Source organism: Aneurinibacillus uraniidurans (genome assembly GCF_028471905.1).
Taxonomy (GTDB): domain Bacteria; phylum Bacillota; class Bacilli; order Aneurinibacillales; family Aneurinibacillaceae; genus Aneurinibacillus; species Aneurinibacillus uraniidurans.
In genome coordinates this window covers 1,695,829-1,713,429 of record NZ_CP116902.1, presented here as the reverse complement: position 1 = coordinate 1,713,429, position 17,601 = coordinate 1,695,829, and the positions used below count along the sequence as shown (strand labels likewise).

The following is a 17,601-nucleotide window of genomic DNA, read 5'->3' as shown; positions in this document are numbered from 1 at the left end:
ATTGCCCTCCTACTCATTGTCTATAAGTACTTGACGGACTATTATTGGAGTGGAAAATCCTTCAGTCTACAAAAGTGATAGCCTTCCCGAATCAATTGTGGAACGGCAAGTTTAAGACCTTCTGCCGTCTCTCCTTTCGGTTGATTCATATGTAAAATCACGATAGAGCCTGGTTTAGCAGATAATAACGCATGCTTAACTTGCGTTGCGGTAAACGTAGCTCCGGCATCTCCTAAAACATCATAGTTTACAGCCTTTTCTCCAAGTTCCCCTACAATCTTCACGCCTATATCGTCATAAAACGCTGTACCTGTACGGAAAAACTGTGGAGCTCTCCCTGTAAGTTGTTCAATTTTCCGATGATTCATGGCTACTTCATCCACAATCTGACTTACACCTACCGTTCCTTTAATCCCCCATGCCGAGCGCCCATTTACGGAAAGAGGTTTATGAAGATACCCATGGTTTTCAATTTCAAATTGCGGCGTCTTAGCCAGCGTCATAAAGGTCTCATGATTAGCATCAATCCAGCGACTGTTGATGAATAAAGTCGCGGGTATGTTCATTTGCCGTAAATAGTTGATAATATCTACATCATACCCACTGCCGTGGGGACCTCCACATGCATCAAAAGTTAACGCAATCACCTTTTCGTTTGTGTGTAATCGACGATGGATACCCGGAATAAATTCGCCCCATGCTGTAGGTGCTTGATTGCTATATTTTTTGATCAGATACGATTTTACCGCTTGATCATGCGAAGCGCCTTGTTCCTCAACTTTTTGCGTATTGTGTGATACAGGAGTCACACCTTGTTGCTGTACTTGATCTTTATTCGCTGCACAAGACGTTAAAAGAAGGGATAAAAGTAACGGGGTTGTTATGTTTAATAGTCTCCATCTCATCATCTGGATTAGCTCCTTTTATTCTTCAGGAAGAATCGGTTTCATTTCTTGCTGACCTAATGAAGTAATCAGTCCATCCATACTTACATAGTTTTTCTTCTCATGATACTCTTTAATCCCCTGCTCGCCGGTCTTCATTGCCCATTGCTGCAGAGTGTTACGTTCACCCGAGTAGGAAAAGAGCGGGACACTAAAACCACACGAGGTTTTTATCGTATGTATCGTAACGTGAATCACCTGTCGCGCACCTGGAAGAAGCTCAAAATGCGGAAGTAGTTCATCCCATTCAGGTGTACCTGGCAGGATCACACGCCCCTTACCATATAGACGTAAAATCATCGGCGATTCTTCAAAAGAGAGGAACATCAAGGTAATTCGACCATTTTCCTCTACATGAGCACTCGTTTCATTCGCACTGCCTGTTAAATCCAGATAAGCCACTTCTGTCGGCGAAAATATACGCAGCACATCATAACCCTTTGGTGAAATATTGATGTGACCTTCTTCCCCTAAAGGAGCCGATCCAACAAAAAATATTCGCTGCTTCCTAATAAATTCTTCATGCTCAGGGAGTATCGTTGAAAAAAGCTTTCCCATATTACCTTCTCCTTCCAGTATCTTTTATTATCTTTTTATCACTCCAACCACTATAAAGAAAATATATATTCTCTATCATACGAATAGGTTTGTTCTATAAACATTTTCATATATCACCGATACAAAAATTAGAAAGCGCTGAGAGTGAATCGTAGAAAATTATTGATTATTTAGAGTTAGTTCAAGTTCTAAGCCAAAGGAGCATACTAATGGAGAAATACACGATTGAAGAAGTTGCCCTTCCCGAAAGATCCTTAGTAGAACAAGCTTTTTCGCACATACATTATGCAGATGCCTACAAAGTTACGTTGCCAAACGAGTTAGTTTGCGATGTAGATTCTATTTCGCGCCTGTTTTTAGCTTCTTCCCCTTCCTGGGTCGCCCGCTTAATGAAAATACGAGACAAACTAGTAAATTTGATTGGGCTAAAGACATCTAAGCCAGCAGATTTGCAGCATATAACATTTGAACCGGGAAGTCAGGTCGGCATATTCCGTGTAATCAATCGCTCAGCTAACGAGATCGTAATGGGAGAAGATGATCGTCACTTAGACTTTCGTGTGTCCATCTTGTTAGAGGACAGGAACGGAATGAAATGTGCCACTGTATCCACGACGGTTTATTACCACAATTGGCTTGGGCGACTGTATTTTTTTATTGTCGGAAGAGTTCATAAGCTAATCGTACCTTCCATGTTGAAAAGCATGATGCGTAATGTGTAAAGGAACACCAAAAAGCACCATCGCTATCCGGAGTAAGGCAGCGGTGGTGCTTTTTTGATTACGACTCCAAATGTACCCGTTTTGCTTCAAAATAAAGAACCTGAATGAATTTTTTTGTATTGATGCCAGCAAGAGTGGTTGATGATGCTGAATCCTCCTCTAATTCTGTCATCTTTTTCCGTACGCTTGCAAAATCAAAAAACTTCGATGCGTAATTTTCAAACTTCCAATTCGAAAAATCAGTAAGCCCAAGGGAGGCGAAATGATTTAATGACTGATAAATAGCGCGGCGAACGCGCTGTTCCGAAGCCTTGACCTCTTTTTTTATTTCTGACTCTGCCGCTCTCTTTCCAAGTCTTTTTTGAACGACCTTCAAAAAAATTTCTTTAAGGGCCGGGATTCCATTTTTTAACGTTTGTTCTTGCTCGTATTGGTATAAATAATCTAGCATGTCCAGTAAATCTTTACTCCCTTTTTCACCCGCTATCCCTAACTCCGCCAGCAGAAACTGACCGGACGTTCGAATTTGTTGTTCGTTGAACGTTTTTTTCGGCTGATCCTGGGAATTATCCAATTTCAGCATGGTATTAAATGATCGGTAAATGTCTTGTATGGATTTTTCGACCCGCGTTTGTTCGATGACTTTCCGAATGATCGTCGACACTTCGATCCGGTTGATCGGTTTGGTGATGTAGTATTCGATGCCGAGCGAATACGCTTCCCCGATCATTTCTTTTGACTCTACTTGCGAAATCATAATAATTTTTCCGTTGAATGATGGCTTTATCCGTCGAACGGTTTCAATCCCATCCTGATCCGGCATTAATAAATCAATCAGTAAAATGTCTATGTTTTTCAAGGTTAGCATATGGCCATCTATCAAGGAACCATCTTCTGCTTCCCCTGCTACCTCTCCTAAATCCTCGTCTTCGATGATTTGTGCCAGCATGGAGCGCACCGCTTCATCATCATCTGTGATAAAAAAAAGCATCGAAATCACCCTTTCATAATCAAATGATCAACCGGCAAGCAAATGATGAACATCGAGCCTTTTCCGTCAGGTCCATCCTGAACTGTAATCTTCCCCTCAAGTTGTTCCACCACTTCTTTTACATAAGATAGTCCAATCCCTGTGGAAGGATTTCCAGAATGATCATATTTAGAAGTAAACCCCGGTTTGAAAATTAACTGTTTATGCTTCGGGGTAATACCGGGACCGTTATCCCCGATCTGAAATTCAACCGAATCATGTTCCCTTTTCAGGGTGATGGTAATGATTCCTGTATCCGTAATAGCTTCTACTGCGTTTGCCACAATATTATTGATGATCGACAGAACCGTGAAAACATGGTAATGCGGATGAACTCCCTCAATTATTTGTAAAAACTGAATATTTTTTCCCAGTAAGCGGGCATACTTCTCGTTTGTTTGCACAATGATGTCGACAAGTTCATGTATGTCCATATAATCTGCAAGACTTTCATCGGAAATAAGCTTAGAAAGTCCGGCAAAAATACGTTGATTATCTTTTTTAATCTCATGCACCTCACCAGCGATCTTTAATGCCTGTTTTCCTAACTCCTCAACCGGAAACACGGTCTGATCGCCTTTCAAGCTGGTTAAACGTTTGTATAGATCATACGATTTTTTGGTGATGTTTTCAGCATTCTGCAATGTTTTTTTTAAATGAACGGATTCTTCATATAAGTTGGAGATGAGCATTAGCATATGTTCATTCTGCTTTCTAATCTGCCGCTCCCGCGATTGTGATTCATACAATTTCATCATATTGAAAAAGCTGAGTACAAGAAAGCTATGGGAAATCGCCATAATCGTAATTTCTTTAAAGGCTGCTAACGTAATGGTTGTTCCTAATCCGAAATGCTGCGTCAGTAACTCTACCAGGTCAGCCAATATTTCGATCACAATGCCTATACATCCGAGAAGTAACGGCTGACTGTAAAATCGTTTGGCTTTTACCAAATAAAAAATAACCGCATACGTGAAATAATAGAAAAAACTTGAGTAGTATTCGGCAAAAGAAGATAGCAAGTTAAAATTCCCCTGCATCATCCAATCCAGGAAAATACGAAATCCTACCATCAGTATTCCCGTCAAAAATCCTGGCAAAACAACGGGTATTTTGCGGAACAGTAATAAAAAGAAGAAAAACGTTGGTGCCCCAAAACTGACACGGAACGTTTCGTTCATCGGATAAAAATTTAATTGACCTGCTAATGGAACAGTAACCATCATCAGAACAAGAATAAAGATGTCCTTTTTTACTATAGGGCTGATGTTCAAAGATGCCACTTCCTCATGTTATTTGCAAATCAGTATACAACACAACGCTTACTTTGTTTATATCCAAACAATGTGATACACTTCTGAAAATTTTTTTAGGGGATTTTTTGTCGTCTCTTGTTTTATTTTGTAGTCCGTGCTGTACGATCCATTATATCTTTATGAGTAACATGTTTGAAAGCGCTTTCCAAATGAAATATCTTCCAGAGAAAGGGGTCACGTATTAAATCTAGCCGACGTGAAATGATAAGTATTGGCAATTTTATCGTTTCATAGGTAAGCAGCAAGGTGAGAGGTGAAAACTATGGTTCAGGCCGTAAAAAATGAGGAGACAGGCCAAAACCATCATCAAAGCTTAGAATGTCTGGATAAATGGATCACACATTATCGCTCCTTTACTACTGAAGGACACTGTGCCACCTATATTCCTGCTCTAGGAAAGGCAAATCCAGCACAGCTCGGCATTTGTATGATTGGGTCTGATGGGACTGTACAAAAATCAGGCGATTGGGACGTCCCTTTTACGATGCAAAGCATCTCAAAAGTGATGAGCTTTGTCGCTGCATGCTTGCATCGCGGTATTTCTTATGTGTTAGACCGGGTCGATGTCGAACCGACAGGCGATCCGTTTGATTCGATTATTCGTTTAGAAATGCATAAACCTGGAAAGCCATTTAATCCGATGATCAATGCCGGAGCCATTACAGTCGCTTCCCTTCTTCCAGGCGGATCACCAGCAGAAAAACTGAACTCTCTTTATACGTTATTTGAAGAAATAGTAGGAAAGCGTCCGACGATCAATGAAGAAGTGTTTCAATCAGAGTGGCAAACCGCTCATCGAAACCGGGCTCTGGCTCACTATCTTAAGGAAATTGGGTTCCTGGAATCAGAAGTAGAAGAAGCGCTGGAAGTTTATTTGAAACAATGTGCCATCGAAGTCAACACCGAAGACATCGCCCTACTTGGATTAGTCCTCTCTCATGATGGCTACCATCCGATCTGCAAGAAACAAGTTTTCCCCAAAGAAATAGCTAGGATCACAAAAGCATTAATGCTTACGTGCGGCATGTACAACGCTTCGGGGAAATTTGCCGCTTTTGTTGGGATGCCTGCTAAGAGCGGGGTTTCTGGAGGGATTATGGCAGCTGTTCCATCACGTGTTAGAGCGGACGACTCCCCGTTTCAAGGTGGATGTGGCATCGGAATTTACGGTCCGTCTATTGACGAGTATGGAAATAGCGTCGCAGGGGTTATGCTATTGAAACAAATTGCAAACAGCTGGGACTTAAATATTTTCTAAAAATATTTTATACGAGGTGGTACTATGCAAGAATTGTTACAAAATTTCGTGAGTGTAACAAATGATTTTCTTTGGTCTAAATTACTAATTGTTCTGCTGATCACTATTGGCCTTTATTTCACATTTAAATCTCGTTTTGTACAATTTAGAATGTTGAAAGAAATGGTTCGTGTTTTAATGGAAGGAAGAAAAGGGTCTAAAGATCACATTTCACCTTTTCAAGCGTTCTGTATTGGTATGGCAGCTCGCGTTGGAACAGGTAATATTACCGGAATTGCCATTGCCATTGCATTAGGCGGTCCTGGAGCCGTATTCTGGATGTGGATTATTGCTCTTATTAGCTCAGCATCCAGCTTTGTTGAAAGTACGTTAGCGCAAGTCTATAAAGTAAAAGATGAACATGGTTTCCGGGGCGGGCCATCCTATTATATGGAAAAAGGCTTGAACAAGCGTTGGATGGGTGTCTTATTCGCCATTTTAATTACGCTATCTTTCGGTCTTGTATTTAATTCTGTACAATCAAACACCATTACCGTTGCTTTCCAAAATTCATTCGGTACAGACCGCTTAACTGTGGGGCTCATTATGACTGCTGCCTTTGCTGCAATCATTTTCGGCGGTGTGAAGCGTATTGCACAAGCAGCTGAATACAAAGTTGTAATTCTAGCTGTGTTATACATTGGTGTTGCATTATTTGTCGTACTGACAAACATTACAAAAATGCCCGAGGTTCTTTCTCTTATTGTTAAAAATGCATTTGGCTTCCAACAATTCGCAGGCGGTTCAATCGGTGCTGCGCTTATGAATGGCGTTAAACGGGGATTATTCTCGAATGAAGCAGGTATGGGTAGTGCACCAAACGTTGCCGCAACTGCAACAACAAGCCACCCGGTAAAACAAGGACTTATTCAAGCATTTGGCGTACTGACAGATACATTAGTTATTTGTACAAGCACAGCCTTTATTATTTTACTTTCTGATGCGTATAAACAACCTGGGCTAAATGGTATTGCACTTACACAAGCAGCATTAAGTCAACACATCGGTTCCTGGGCATCAGGCGCTCTTGCTATCTTTGTCTTCCTGTTTGCATTCGGTTCGTTAATTGGTAACTATTATTATGGGGAAACAAATATTCGCTTTTTACACACAAGTAAAAAATGGTTGATTGTATATCGAATCAGTGTGTTAGCCATGATTATATTTGGTTCCGTTGCAAAAGTTCAAGTTGTATGGGATATGGCTGATTTATTCATGGGCCTCATGGTTTTAGTAAACCTGGTTGCTATTCTTATGTTATCAAAAGTGGCTTTTGCTGCATTACATGATTATATGGAACAGAAAAAAGCGGGGAAAGAGCCTGTTTTCTATAAAGACAGCATTGAAAATCTGCAAAATGTTGAATGCTGGGATGAATCTCCATCAAGCTCTACTAAAGCAAATAGTATGTAACATGAAACCGGGTGTATACCCGGTTTTTCTCACGTACAAAAATAAAGAGGATGAAACACGAGGAGAAAGATCATGAGGATGACCGTAAAAACACGCTTGATTTTACTATTTGCCGCTGTGCTACTCATCCCTTGCATATGGATCAGCTACACATCTTACGGAACGACTAAGCAAGGCGTAGAAGAACAAATGGTGCAGAATGCTCAAAACAATGTAGATTTGTTAAATCAACTTGTTACGGAAGTAATTGACGGAAAAAAGAAAGACATTAATTTCCTGGCTCGTGATGTGAAAGCAAGTGAATTAGACGGCGTACGCCAGGCAGATCTTTATCATCTCTTTGATAACTATCAAACAAGCCAGCCGCTCCTCCTGAGTGTGTACATTGGTATGGCAACAGGGAAACACATTAACTTCCCCCATCATACCATGCCAGCTGGCTACGATCCGCGTAAGCGTGATTGGTACATACAGGCGATGGAACAAAAAAATCAGGCGATTGTAACAGCCCCCTATGTGGATAAAGCTACGGGCAATATCGTTGTTACAATTGCGAAAGCCGCAAGCGATCAGCAAGGGGTTATTGGATTTGATGTTAACTTAGAAAAACTTGCAGAAATCGTAAGTAAAACAAAGATCGGCAAGAAAGGCTATGCGTTTATTCTTGACCAAACACGAAAAGCCATCGTACACCCTACGCTACAAGCAGGTGCGGAACCACCTAGCGGGCTAACGGATCAAATGTTTTCCTCTCCTTCCGGTACGTTTAGTTATACGTACGACGGGGCAGAAAGAAAGATGGCCTATACGACAAATGCTGCGACGGGCTGGAAAATTGGTGGAACGTTTTACAAACAAGAAGTGGCGGATGCAGCCAATCCGATATTCTACAAAACCATACTCACAATTTTGCTGAATATCGTCATCGGCTCCATTTTTGTATATTTTATAATTCGTTCGATTACACGGCCATTGACCAGCCTTGTACAAGCATCACAAAAAATGAGTGAAGGTGACGTAACGCAAGAAGTACTTGTGATCCGTGATGATGAATTAGGAGCAGTGGCGCATTCTTTTAATCAAATGGCAGCTGCGCTTCGTTTATTGATTATGCAGGTACGCGAAACAGCCGAACAAGTAGCGGCGTCATCGGAGCAACTTAGCGCCAGCTCCGAACACACCGGACAAGCTACCGAACATATTACCGAACGCATGCAAAGCATCGCCGCTGGATCAGAGCAGCAAACACAGCAGACAACTGAGACAGCGCAAACGGTACAACAAATGACCGCAGCCGTGCAGCAAATTGCTACTAACGCATCACAAGTATCCCAATCCGCCCTGCAGACGTCTACGATATCCGAGGAAGGAAAACAGGCGATTCAAAATGCGGCGGAGCAAATGGAAGCCATTCACGGAACCGTGCAGCGATTGGATGGTATGGTGAAAAATCTGGATCAGCATTCGCATCAGATCGGCAGCATTCTGACCTTTATTAAACAAATTGCTGAACAGACAAATTTGCTTGCCCTTAATGCATCCATTGAAGCGGCACGGGCTGGTGACGCTGGACGCGGATTTGCGGTTGTGGCTGACGAGGTACGTAAGCTTGCCGAGCAGACCGTACAAGCTTCTGGAAAAATTGAACGTGAGATTATCACTATTCAACAGGAGACAGAGCAGATCGTTCACGCGATGGAGCATGGAACAATCGAAGTCGCAAACGGAATGCATACGGTATCCATTGCCGGAACTGCATTTGAAAACATTCACTCTTCTATTGATGGGGTAACAGCCCAAATTCAAGAAGTGTCAGCTGCTGCGACACAGTTATCTACGAATGCCTCACAATTCACACAAGCCATCGAGAAAATTGCTACTATTACAGAGACAACCGATGCCAATGTACAGCACGTATCGGTTGCCGCTCAGGAGCAGCTTGCTTCGATGGAAGAAATCATCTCCTCTTCTGCCGCATTGGCACACATGGCGGAACGATTACAAGAGATTGTGAGCAGGTTTAAAGTATAAATGACTAAAAGCTGTCCCATTCGCCATGTTCTGGCTTCAGGGACAGCTTTTTTGTAGAATCGAAAATTTGTGGTTTGATAGCCTTCTGGGCGGTGAATGTAATCAAATGCTATACGCCTTATCCCCTATCCCTTTTTTTCATCTGATCTGGTTCTACTCCGGTAATTTTGTCTCTTGGGTTAACAAGCTCATCTGCCGTTGTAGTTCGTTCCAGTTCATTTACCATTGCCGGTATATCCAAAATCATACCTGTTTTATTATTTTCTTTCTCCATATCGCATCATCTCCCCCCTTCTGGCTTCTGATGTTCACCCTTACCTTTTTCCGCTCATCGTTTTTTTATACGCTCTGCTTTTTCACGAGACATGCATAAAACAATTTACTGTACGAAGGAAATAAAAACCGTACAAACGCTCTCTCGTTTATCTCTAAACGTAACAAGTATATTCTTTTGTTTTTTCGGCATTCTAAGAAATAATTTAATAAAAAAGGAGTCGGTCTTACTTTATGGAAAATGAAAAGAATCCTGAACTAAAGGACTTAGGAACTCACGCAGCAGGGATAACGAATTTACATGAGACACGCACTACTTCAGAAGTTCATACGATTAATCCACCAGTATCGAGTCCTGGAGTATATGATAATCGAAGCCAAACGAATGAAGAAAAGTGAAAATATGTAGCTCAAACCATAAACCACAAAAAGCCTTGCCATCCATTTGGATAGCAAGGCTTTACTTTTTCGATAATATTGTGATAAATGAGGATACAATACATATTTCCATGAGCTGGTAAATGGTTTATATTAGGATGATAATCCAATCTGAGACGAGGAATAGAATTGAATAGTATCCAACAAATTTTACCATGGTTACAATTTCTTATCCCATTGTTTATTGCCCTACTTTTAAAATGCTGGTTTTTATGTCTTTCTCTTGTCGGAGGGTATGCACTAGCTATTTATTTAATCTTTTTTGTTTCTTATAGCGGCCCAACAGAAGCAGAGGGCACTGGTTTCCTATCAATCTTTACAGTAATAACAGCATTCGTAATCGGAGTTGTACTAGAGATAATTTTTAGAAATATAAAAAATCTTAAGGGAAAAGCGGAATTTTTAAGAAAGAGACATAAAGACTATGAAATTTTTTATTTCGTATGAATTCTTAATTATATTAATAGGCAGCTTCTTTAGCTCTATAGTAGCTTGTATTAAAGGACACCCACCAGACAGCACTGTATTTTACTTTATTATTCTAACCTCTTTAGCTTCTACCGGAGTCTCAGGATATAAATATTCTTATGGTGTAATCATATTTAGTATTAAATTTATTATTAATACAGCAATAACATACGTACTAGCATATGCATTTTGGTATCTTATCGCTCTTACTATAATTATTTTATTTGCTAAAATACCTTTTTAGTAAATTCCTCTAAATCAGGATTTCCCACACATGACCATCAAATCACAAAAAAACTTAATGGAACATACGCGATGTTATCAGACATAGACAGTTAAATCTGCGTTTTATTGTACGATCCATTCCTGTTACTATAATAACGTTCTTCATTCTTAAACAAAATGAGGGTATGGTTCGATTTTGGAGGATGATATGTATGTTGAAAATACGAAATGTAAAAATGGAAGATTTACCTGAACTTGTAGCCATTGAGCATCTTTGCTTTCCAAAAGAAGAGGCTGCGACGAAAAAGGCGTTTGAAAAGCGGATTCAATTCATTCCAGATAGTTTTTTTGTAGCTGAAGAAGACGGTGTGCTTGTAGGTTTAATTAATGGACCCGTCATTGAAACAGCGTACATCACAGATGACCTATTCAATGATATAAAAGTAAATCCAGCGTCTGGCGGTCATCAAAGCATTTTAGGATTAGCGGTGTCCCCGCATTTTCAAAAACGCGGCTTAGCATCAAAATTACTTAACCATTTTGAAAAAGAAGCAAGCGTAAAAAAACGTGAAACAGTTACACTCACTTGTAAAGAGAACTTAATTCGCTTCTATGAAAACTTTGGATACCTTAACAAAGGCATTTCAAATTCCGGGCATGGCGGAGTCATTTGGTACAACATGATTAAAAAATTGAAATAAGCTGTATCGTTGCTATGAAAGTTCATATGATGTCGCATGAAGAAGTAAAAGTACAAACGGAAGTTGAGACAATCTTCAAAACGCTAGAACAGAGTTGCTCGGGTCGCAACTGGTTTTTTGAAAGACAACTTCCTTATTTTTCACCTGTATAGCAAAGCTCAGCGTCTTGATATTGCTCATCATCTTCTTCCTCTTACCTTTCGCAATTCGGCTATTTTACAAAACTTTGATGCGTGTGATCTGTATGAAAATCACAAATTAAAAATGCTCAGTTAGCCGATAGTTACTTAGAGTTTAAAAAAGGGGGATTTATATTGAGGTTACTTTTATATGTATTATCCATTTTAGTAATAGTACCACTTTCTAACTTCCTCGGATATGTATTTACACTAGATATGAAAGATGGAGCGCATTATTTTTATATGCAAATTATTTTCATTTTCTTGTTTGTTATCTTAATGACAATAGCCTCGTATTTCATTGATAAATGGACGAAAAAATAGGGGAGCTATTTGTAACATTCGTTATACAGCTCAAAAAATCAGAATTGAAGTAGATTATGTGGGCTAGGAGAACTTCCAACCAGAAGACAAAGTAACGTGCAGCAGGCTTATCACTAATTGTTTTCCAAGCAAAAATGCAGAGTATACAGGCACGCTCCTACTATACATTCCACCTGGTGAATCAGCGAAGCAACTGCTTCCCAAAGGAAGTGATTATTACATGCCGAATGTTAGCAATGGTGAATAGTCTTCTATTGCATCAAACGACTTATTTTTACAGATCAAGGGGGACTGGTAGTGAAATTATTTTTATACGTGTTAGCTGTTTTGATACTTTTTCCGCTTTCTAGCTATCTTGCGTTTGTATTTACAAGAGGAATGAAAGAAAGTCTTGACCTTGTCTTTATTCTTCCCCTTTTCATTCTTATTTTTATTATCCTGATGGCCGTAGCTTCTTACCTTATTGAAAAGCAAATGAAGAAGTAAGACAAAGCTTTATCATTAGGAATAAAGACAGAAATCATCGTCGCCATTATCAAAGATCCGCAGCAGAAGGGACTAAAGCAAGGAAAAAGGGTCGAATAAGTAGGGCATTGGACTTGCTATGATATAATAAACTTGAGACATAAAGGGGATTTATACAGGAGGTTCACAGGTACACATGCTTTCATCTATTACATCGCTTTACCACAAGCTTTTCGATAAGTTCTGGAATCCAGTTCTTGTCACAGTTATTGCGGGGGTACTCAGTGCGCTTTACTTCGGGGTCACCCAGACATACTGGGCCGTTACAGGTGAGTTTACCCGCCTTGCCGGGCATATTATGTCCTGGTTTGGCTTTGATCCGCACCAGTTGAGCTACATGAAAATTATAAAATTCCAGGGCAGTCCACTTGACCGGGTCGATGGCTGGGTCGTAAGTGGGATGCTTCTCGGTGCCTTAATGAGTGCACTGCTAGGTGGAAACTTTAAGCTGCGATTTCCGCATCAGAAAAGACGGATCGTACAAGGTCTCGTCGGCGGCATGATTGCCGGATTCGGTGCACGTCTGGCTATGGGGTGTAATTTGGCTTCTTTCTTTACAGGAATTCCCCAATTTTCGTTCCACGCATGGCTGTTCATGCTCGGGATGGCAACAGGGAGCTATGTAGGGGTAAAAGCGGCACTTCATCCGCTTTTGCGTGGAAAACCGCGCCTGGAGAAAGCCTCCCCAGGTGCAAGAAACATGCAGTCAAGCAGATCGCGAGTACAGCCCATTATCGGCTTACTTGTTTTTTGCATTTCTATCGGCCTTATTGTATGGGAAATTTCCGGTGGGCATTCCAAATTAGGGCTGGCCGGTCTATTCGGTGTCGCGTTTGGTCTACTCATTCAGCGGGGACAAATTTGTTTTACGTCTGCGTTCCGTGATTTGTGGGTTACCGGCAGAGGCACGATGGCCAAAGCACTGGCACTCGGCATTATTGCCGCTACTCTTTGTACAGCTGTCATTATTTATCTCGGGGTTCCGCAAAAAATTGCATGGGCCGGTCCGGGAGCACTCATCGGTGGTTTACTGTTCGGCTTTGGTATCGTGATTGCCGGAGGATGTGAAACCGGTTGGATGTATCGGGCGATGGAAGGACAGATTCAGTTCGTTATTGTCGGCATCGGCAATATTATAGGAGCCGGAATTCTTGCCTGGGGCTGGGATCATTGGGGATTATTTGCCTCTCTCGTAAAGCCATATCCAAAAATTAATCTTGTCTCCGAATTAGGCTGGAGCGGCGCGATTCTTAGTACGGTAGGTCTAATGCTTCTCTGGTATGCCTTCGCTTCTTATTGGGAAAAGCATGTCCGATATAAAGCAAATCAAAAAGGTCAAGCTGTACTTATGCAAGCAAACGTAGAAATGAAGGAGATATCATAATGAATGGAAATCAAATTATTCCCACATATACATTGAATCTAGAAGGAGAACCTTGTCCCTATCCGGTTGTATACAGCTTGGATGTCCTAGAAAAGCTTGCATCAGGCGAAATACTAGAGATCATCGCAGATTGTCCACAGTCATTTCAGGCAGTGCCAGAGGAAGCGAAACGGATGGGCTACGTTTTGTTATGCGAGCCTGTACAAGAAGGGCCGATTATTCGTTTTTACATTCTGAAGCCATAGCTATATACCCAAAACCCCCGTGCTAATCACGGGGGTTTTGGGTGCATGGATGTGCTTATTCTGGTAAAAATACATACAATAACAAAGAGCCAGCAGGAGATTAGCTGGCTCTTTGTTTTACTTCACGCTTAACCGTTTATCACTAGGAACAAAAACAGAAATAATAGCTGCGATTATAATCAAAAACACAAATATGTTCATCACTGTATTTACACCATACAAATCCGATATCTTACCAAATAACGTTGCACCTACTCCACCTGCTCCCACGCCAAACCCAATCATCAATCCAGATGCCATTGATATTTTGCTAGGGATTAGCATTTGACCATATACGACAGTAACAGCAAATGAAGATAGAATCGTAAAACCAAAAAGAAACAAAGTAGCAATCAAAGCTAACCCTGTTACATGTGGGAGTAAAAGTGCAAACGGGATCGAGGCGATCAAAGAATATACGACAACTGATTTTCTAGATACACGGTCTGATACTTTTCCGCCAATGTAAGTCGCTAAAGCTCCTGCTCCAAGAAATAAAAACACATACATATCTGCTTTATGAAGAGGCATCCCTTGTTTCTGGAGAAGATAGAAAGGTAGGAATCCAGCGACCCCGATTTGTACCCATGAACGTAAAATCACCGTCAGTAGTAACAAAAACATTCCGAGAGGTCGATCTTGACCTGCGATTTGCTTTTTCGTTCTACTATTATGGACGATTTGCTCTTTATACCAGCCCATCATCCAATAAACCATAAAGATTGAGCATACACCTATAATGGCAAATAGCCACATCCCCTTTAATCCCGTCGATAGTAACAACAAGGGGATAATTAATGCCCCTAATGCCTGCCCACTATTTCCCCCAACTTGATAAATTGCTTGAGCCCTTCCACGGTCCCCATTAGAAGCTAGGAACACAGCTCGATTTGATTCAGGATGGAATATACCCGAACCTAATCCTGAAATAGCGACACACAAAAGAAGTACATAATAATTATGAATATATCCAGTAAGAGATAACCCTAAACCTGTTAGAAACACACCAAATAATAATGCGAGCGGCTTAGGATTCTTATCCGTAATATATCCAAAAACAGGCTGCATGACCGAAGATGTTAGATACGACACAAGTACAATGATCCCTGCTTGTGTGTAAGTAAGATGAAATGCCTCTTTATAAAGCGGCAGTAAAGCAGGTACAATTCCTACGGTCATCATATCATTGAGAAGATGTGAAGCGCCCATTGTATAAACATATCTCTTTTTCATTCTACTAGGCTGAATTATGGGCTCTGGCTGCGAATGTTGCAGCTGAACGGTAGACATAGACATTCTCCTTATCAAGTCTTAATTTAGAAGTCCTTACCTCTCTCCTGCGTTTGTCCGCAGCACAGCACGCGTCTGCGCCGAAAGTGTCGTAAACAAATAGACGCCACTTATAACAAGCATCGTCCCAATCAATTGCACTGCGGTCATCCGCTCGCCTAGAAATAAAAACGAAAGAATGGCTGTAAAAATAGGATTAAAATTAAGAAAAATACCGGATTTCGTTCCCCCAACTTTCTGGACACCGATGTTCCAGAATAACATCGCAATGACCGTCGCCCCGATGCTTACATAAGCAGTCGCAATCCAAAATGCCGTATCAGGTGCTGTGATCGTCGGAGATGGTAAGATGAACGGCACCAGTATAAGCGAACCGAACACCCCCGCCCATAACGTAGACATATAAGGCGAAACATACTGCATCGCTTTTTTCCCGAAAACCGAATAAAAACCCCAGCTTGCGACCGCACCAAGCATAAATAAATCTCCCACATTAAATTTCAACTGCAAAAGACTCGCAAGATGCCCACGCGAAATCACGACAAGTACGCCTGTAAGCGAAATAAGCATCCCAGTTAACTGTCGACGACTCATTTTTTCTCGTAACACGAAAAATGAAACAATCGCAATCGATACGGGATTAAGTGCAGACAAAAGCCCTACATTTCCCGCTGATGTGCGCTCAAGCGCCATAAACATAAACCAGTTAAACAGGACAACTCCTGTCACTCCCATCCAGAACAGCGGCCATAACGCCGCACGCGGCGGCAAAAGCTTCCGCTCCCGAAACCAGACGAGCGGCACTAGACAAACAAGCGCCACTACCCAGCGCATCTCCGTTAGCACAAGCGGTCCGGCGTGGCCCACAAGGAACTTGCCTGCGACAAAATTCCCGCCCCACAACAGACTTGTGCATAACAGAAGCGCATAAAACATCCACTGCACTGCGTTCCCTTCTTCCTGTGAAAATTGTGTGTCTTCTTAAGCATAACAGGTTTGAGAATTGGTTACTATCTTTTTGTTAGTACCCTGCTTTCTCAAGGGATTCGACTGTGAGCGGCTCCTGAAATATTTTACGGATCACACCTTTTTCATCCAGTAAAAAGCTCGTCGGAATAATAGCAGCCTGATATGCTTCCTGTGCCTTCATGTCTGGATCAAGCAGCACGGGAAATGGAAGCTTGTATTTCGTGGCGAACTCCTTCACATCCTCAACTGAGCTCTCTGTTTTCGTTACATTTACAGCCAGCACCTCAAGCCCTGGAAGCTGATGACTCTCATAGAAAGACACCAGCCCAGGCATCTCGTCTGTACATGTAGGAGACTGTGTGCTCCAGAACATGACCAGCACTGGGCGACCACGCAGTGCGGATAACCTGACTTGCTGCCCATCTAATTTGTACAATTCAAAATCAGGTGCTTGCATCCCTTCCCGAATCTTTTTATCGGCAGTCGGGTGATCCGCTTTTTTTACAGCAGATGACTGCTCCGCAGCCGATCGCTCTTCACTCCTTGTCAGACTATACCCCACTCCTCCAATGATAAACAGCACTAAAAAAAATAGTCCTACTGGCGGCATCTACACCCCCCTCTCTGTTTCATCCTACAACCGACATGCAGTACCGGACACGCTTTTCGTCGTTCTCCCATAATAGGTACGGCCTTATCATCAAAGCAGTCTCTTCCGACAACGGTCCGTTTGTTTACATAATTATAATTATGTAGTCTATAAAATATGTTTATGATTGATCTCCCCTGAGCAAACGCGTATATTTTTTGCCGTACGGTGGCATTGCTATCATATAGACCCAATTTCATGAAAGAAGGTGCCTCATGATGGCGTTTCTCTGCCTGTCTATGCTGTTCTCCATTGTCCTCGGATTCTCCTACCTTGTTTACCGCGATCAACAAAAGCACCGGGTCGTCTACATTACGAATGAAATGCTCCGCCATCCGCTGACCAATCAAGCTGTGCGCCACTATATTACTCATATAAAATCCACTCACGAAATATTACATGCTGCCTCCTGGTATTCTATGCGCCGTGCATACGAGCAGATTATGCAGGAGACAACCATCGATCCAAAACTAAAAAAAGAACTCAAGCAAGTTATCTGTCGTCAGATGGTTGTATAACCGCTGCCTGTTTTTTTATTGTAACATCTGGAAAACAAAAAGCCAGTCTGCGGAGAGTTCCTC

Annotated in this window: 18 protein-coding genes; 10 read left to right on the top strand and 8 right to left on the bottom strand. The window is 41.5% G+C overall.

The genetic code is table 11. The annotated features are described in order from the left end of the window. Positions 1–41: 41 nt before the first annotated feature. Both PO771_RS08600 and PO771_RS08595 read right to left on the bottom strand, forming a co-directional pair. Complete coding sequence (locus PO771_RS08600) at positions 42–908, bottom strand: polysaccharide deacetylase family protein (protein ID WP_272562852.1); 867 nt, start codon at positions 906–908, stop codon at positions 42–44. A 15-nt stretch (positions 909–923) separates the two neighbouring features. Next, complete coding sequence (locus tag PO771_RS08595; protein WP_272562851.1) at positions 924–1,502, bottom strand: pyridoxamine 5'-phosphate oxidase family protein; 579 nt, start codon at positions 1,500–1,502, stop codon at positions 924–926. Positions 1,503–1,711: 209 nt separating this feature from the next. Between PO771_RS08595 and PO771_RS08590 the strand changes: the two genes are divergently transcribed. Further along, positions 1,712–2,224, top strand: coding sequence for a DUF2867 domain-containing protein (locus tag PO771_RS08590; protein WP_272562850.1), 513 nt, complete (start codon positions 1,712–1,714; stop codon positions 2,222–2,224). A 58-nt stretch (positions 2,225–2,282) separates the two neighbouring features. On the opposite strand, the gene PO771_RS08585 is transcribed toward PO771_RS08590, so the two are convergent. Both PO771_RS08585 and PO771_RS08580 read right to left on the bottom strand, forming a co-directional pair. Further along, a complete protein-coding gene (locus PO771_RS08585; RefSeq protein ID WP_272562849.1) occupies positions 2,283–3,215 on the bottom strand; it encodes a DNA-binding domain-containing protein in 933 nt (310 codons plus the stop codon). Positions 3,216–3,220: 5 nt separating this feature from the next. Then, a complete protein-coding gene (locus tag PO771_RS08580) occupies positions 3,221–4,537 on the bottom strand; it encodes a sensor histidine kinase (protein WP_272562848.1) in 1,317 nt (438 codons plus the stop codon). A gap of 295 nt (positions 4,538–4,832) precedes the next feature. Between PO771_RS08580 and PO771_RS08575 the strand changes: the two genes are divergently transcribed. The 3 genes from PO771_RS08575 to PO771_RS08565 all read left to right on the top strand — a co-directional run bounded on the left by PO771_RS08575 (position 4,833) and on the right by PO771_RS08565 (position 9,311). Then, on the top strand, positions 4,833–5,828 hold the full coding sequence (locus PO771_RS08575) for a glutaminase (RefSeq protein ID WP_272562847.1): 996 nt from the start codon (positions 4,833–4,835) through the stop codon (positions 5,826–5,828). Between the two features lie 24 nt (positions 5,829–5,852). Further along, a complete protein-coding gene (locus tag PO771_RS08570; RefSeq protein ID WP_272562846.1) occupies positions 5,853–7,280 on the top strand; it encodes an alanine/glycine:cation symporter family protein in 1,428 nt (475 codons plus the stop codon). Between the two features lie 72 nt (positions 7,281–7,352). Next, positions 7,353–9,311, top strand: coding sequence for a methyl-accepting chemotaxis protein (locus tag PO771_RS08565; protein ID WP_272562845.1), 1,959 nt, complete (start codon positions 7,353–7,355; stop codon positions 9,309–9,311). Between the two features lie 118 nt (positions 9,312–9,429). Here PO771_RS08565 and PO771_RS08560 read toward each other — a convergent pair whose 3' ends face one another. Beyond that, the gene (locus PO771_RS08560) at positions 9,430–9,585 is read right to left on the bottom strand and encodes a hypothetical protein (protein WP_272562844.1); all 156 of its coding nucleotides are present in this window, start codon (positions 9,583–9,585) and stop codon (positions 9,430–9,432) included. A gap of 566 nt (positions 9,586–10,151) precedes the next feature. Between PO771_RS08560 and PO771_RS08555 the strand changes: the two genes are divergently transcribed. From PO771_RS08555 to yedF, 5 genes are all read left to right on the top strand, one after another. Beyond that, positions 10,152–10,469: a hypothetical protein gene (locus PO771_RS08555; protein ID WP_272562843.1), complete on the top strand. Its 318-nt coding sequence runs from the start codon at positions 10,152–10,154 to the stop codon at positions 10,467–10,469. A 458-nt stretch (positions 10,470–10,927) separates the two neighbouring features. Further along, positions 10,928–11,416 carry a GNAT family N-acetyltransferase gene (locus PO771_RS08550; RefSeq protein WP_272562842.1) on the top strand — a complete coding sequence of 163 codons (489 nt, stop codon included), beginning with the start codon at positions 10,928–10,930 and terminating at the stop codon, positions 11,414–11,416. 800 nt (positions 11,417–12,216) lie between these two features. Further along, positions 12,217–12,405: a hypothetical protein gene (locus PO771_RS08545; protein WP_272562841.1), complete on the top strand. Its 189-nt coding sequence runs from the start codon at positions 12,217–12,219 to the stop codon at positions 12,403–12,405. 175 nt (positions 12,406–12,580) lie between these two features. Beyond that, positions 12,581–13,828, top strand: a complete 1,248-nt coding sequence (gene yedE / locus PO771_RS08540; protein WP_272562840.1) for a selenium metabolism membrane protein YedE/FdhT — start codon at positions 12,581–12,583, stop codon at positions 13,826–13,828. Continuing rightward, positions 13,828–14,073 (top strand): sulfurtransferase-like selenium metabolism protein YedF, encoded by a 246-nt coding sequence (gene yedF, locus PO771_RS08535; RefSeq protein WP_096465823.1) that lies wholly within the window; start codon positions 13,828–13,830, stop codon positions 14,071–14,073. The genes yedE and yedF overlap by 1 nt, the downstream gene beginning before the upstream one ends. A 117-nt stretch (positions 14,074–14,190) precedes the next feature. On the opposite strand, the gene PO771_RS08530 is transcribed toward yedF, so the two are convergent. The 3 genes from PO771_RS08530 to PO771_RS08520 form a co-directional block, all read right to left on the bottom strand. After that, positions 14,191–15,402: an MFS transporter gene (locus tag PO771_RS08530; protein WP_272562839.1), complete on the bottom strand. Its 1,212-nt coding sequence runs from the start codon at positions 15,400–15,402 to the stop codon at positions 14,191–14,193. Positions 15,403–15,438: 36 nt separating this feature from the next. After that, the gene (locus tag PO771_RS08525; RefSeq protein ID WP_422664991.1) at positions 15,439–16,347 is read right to left on the bottom strand and encodes a DMT family transporter; all 909 of its coding nucleotides are present in this window, start codon (positions 16,345–16,347) and stop codon (positions 15,439–15,441) included. Positions 16,348–16,423: 76 nt separating this feature from the next. Further along, positions 16,424–16,981: a peroxiredoxin family protein gene (locus PO771_RS08520; RefSeq protein WP_272562838.1), complete on the bottom strand. Its 558-nt coding sequence runs from the start codon at positions 16,979–16,981 to the stop codon at positions 16,424–16,426. Positions 16,982–17,235: 254 nt separating this feature from the next. Here PO771_RS08520 and PO771_RS08515 point away from each other — a divergent pair, with 254 nt between their 5' ends. Next, on the top strand, positions 17,236–17,538 hold the full coding sequence (locus PO771_RS08515; protein WP_272562837.1) for a hypothetical protein: 303 nt from the start codon (positions 17,236–17,238) through the stop codon (positions 17,536–17,538). Positions 17,539–17,601: the final 63 nt, after the last annotated feature.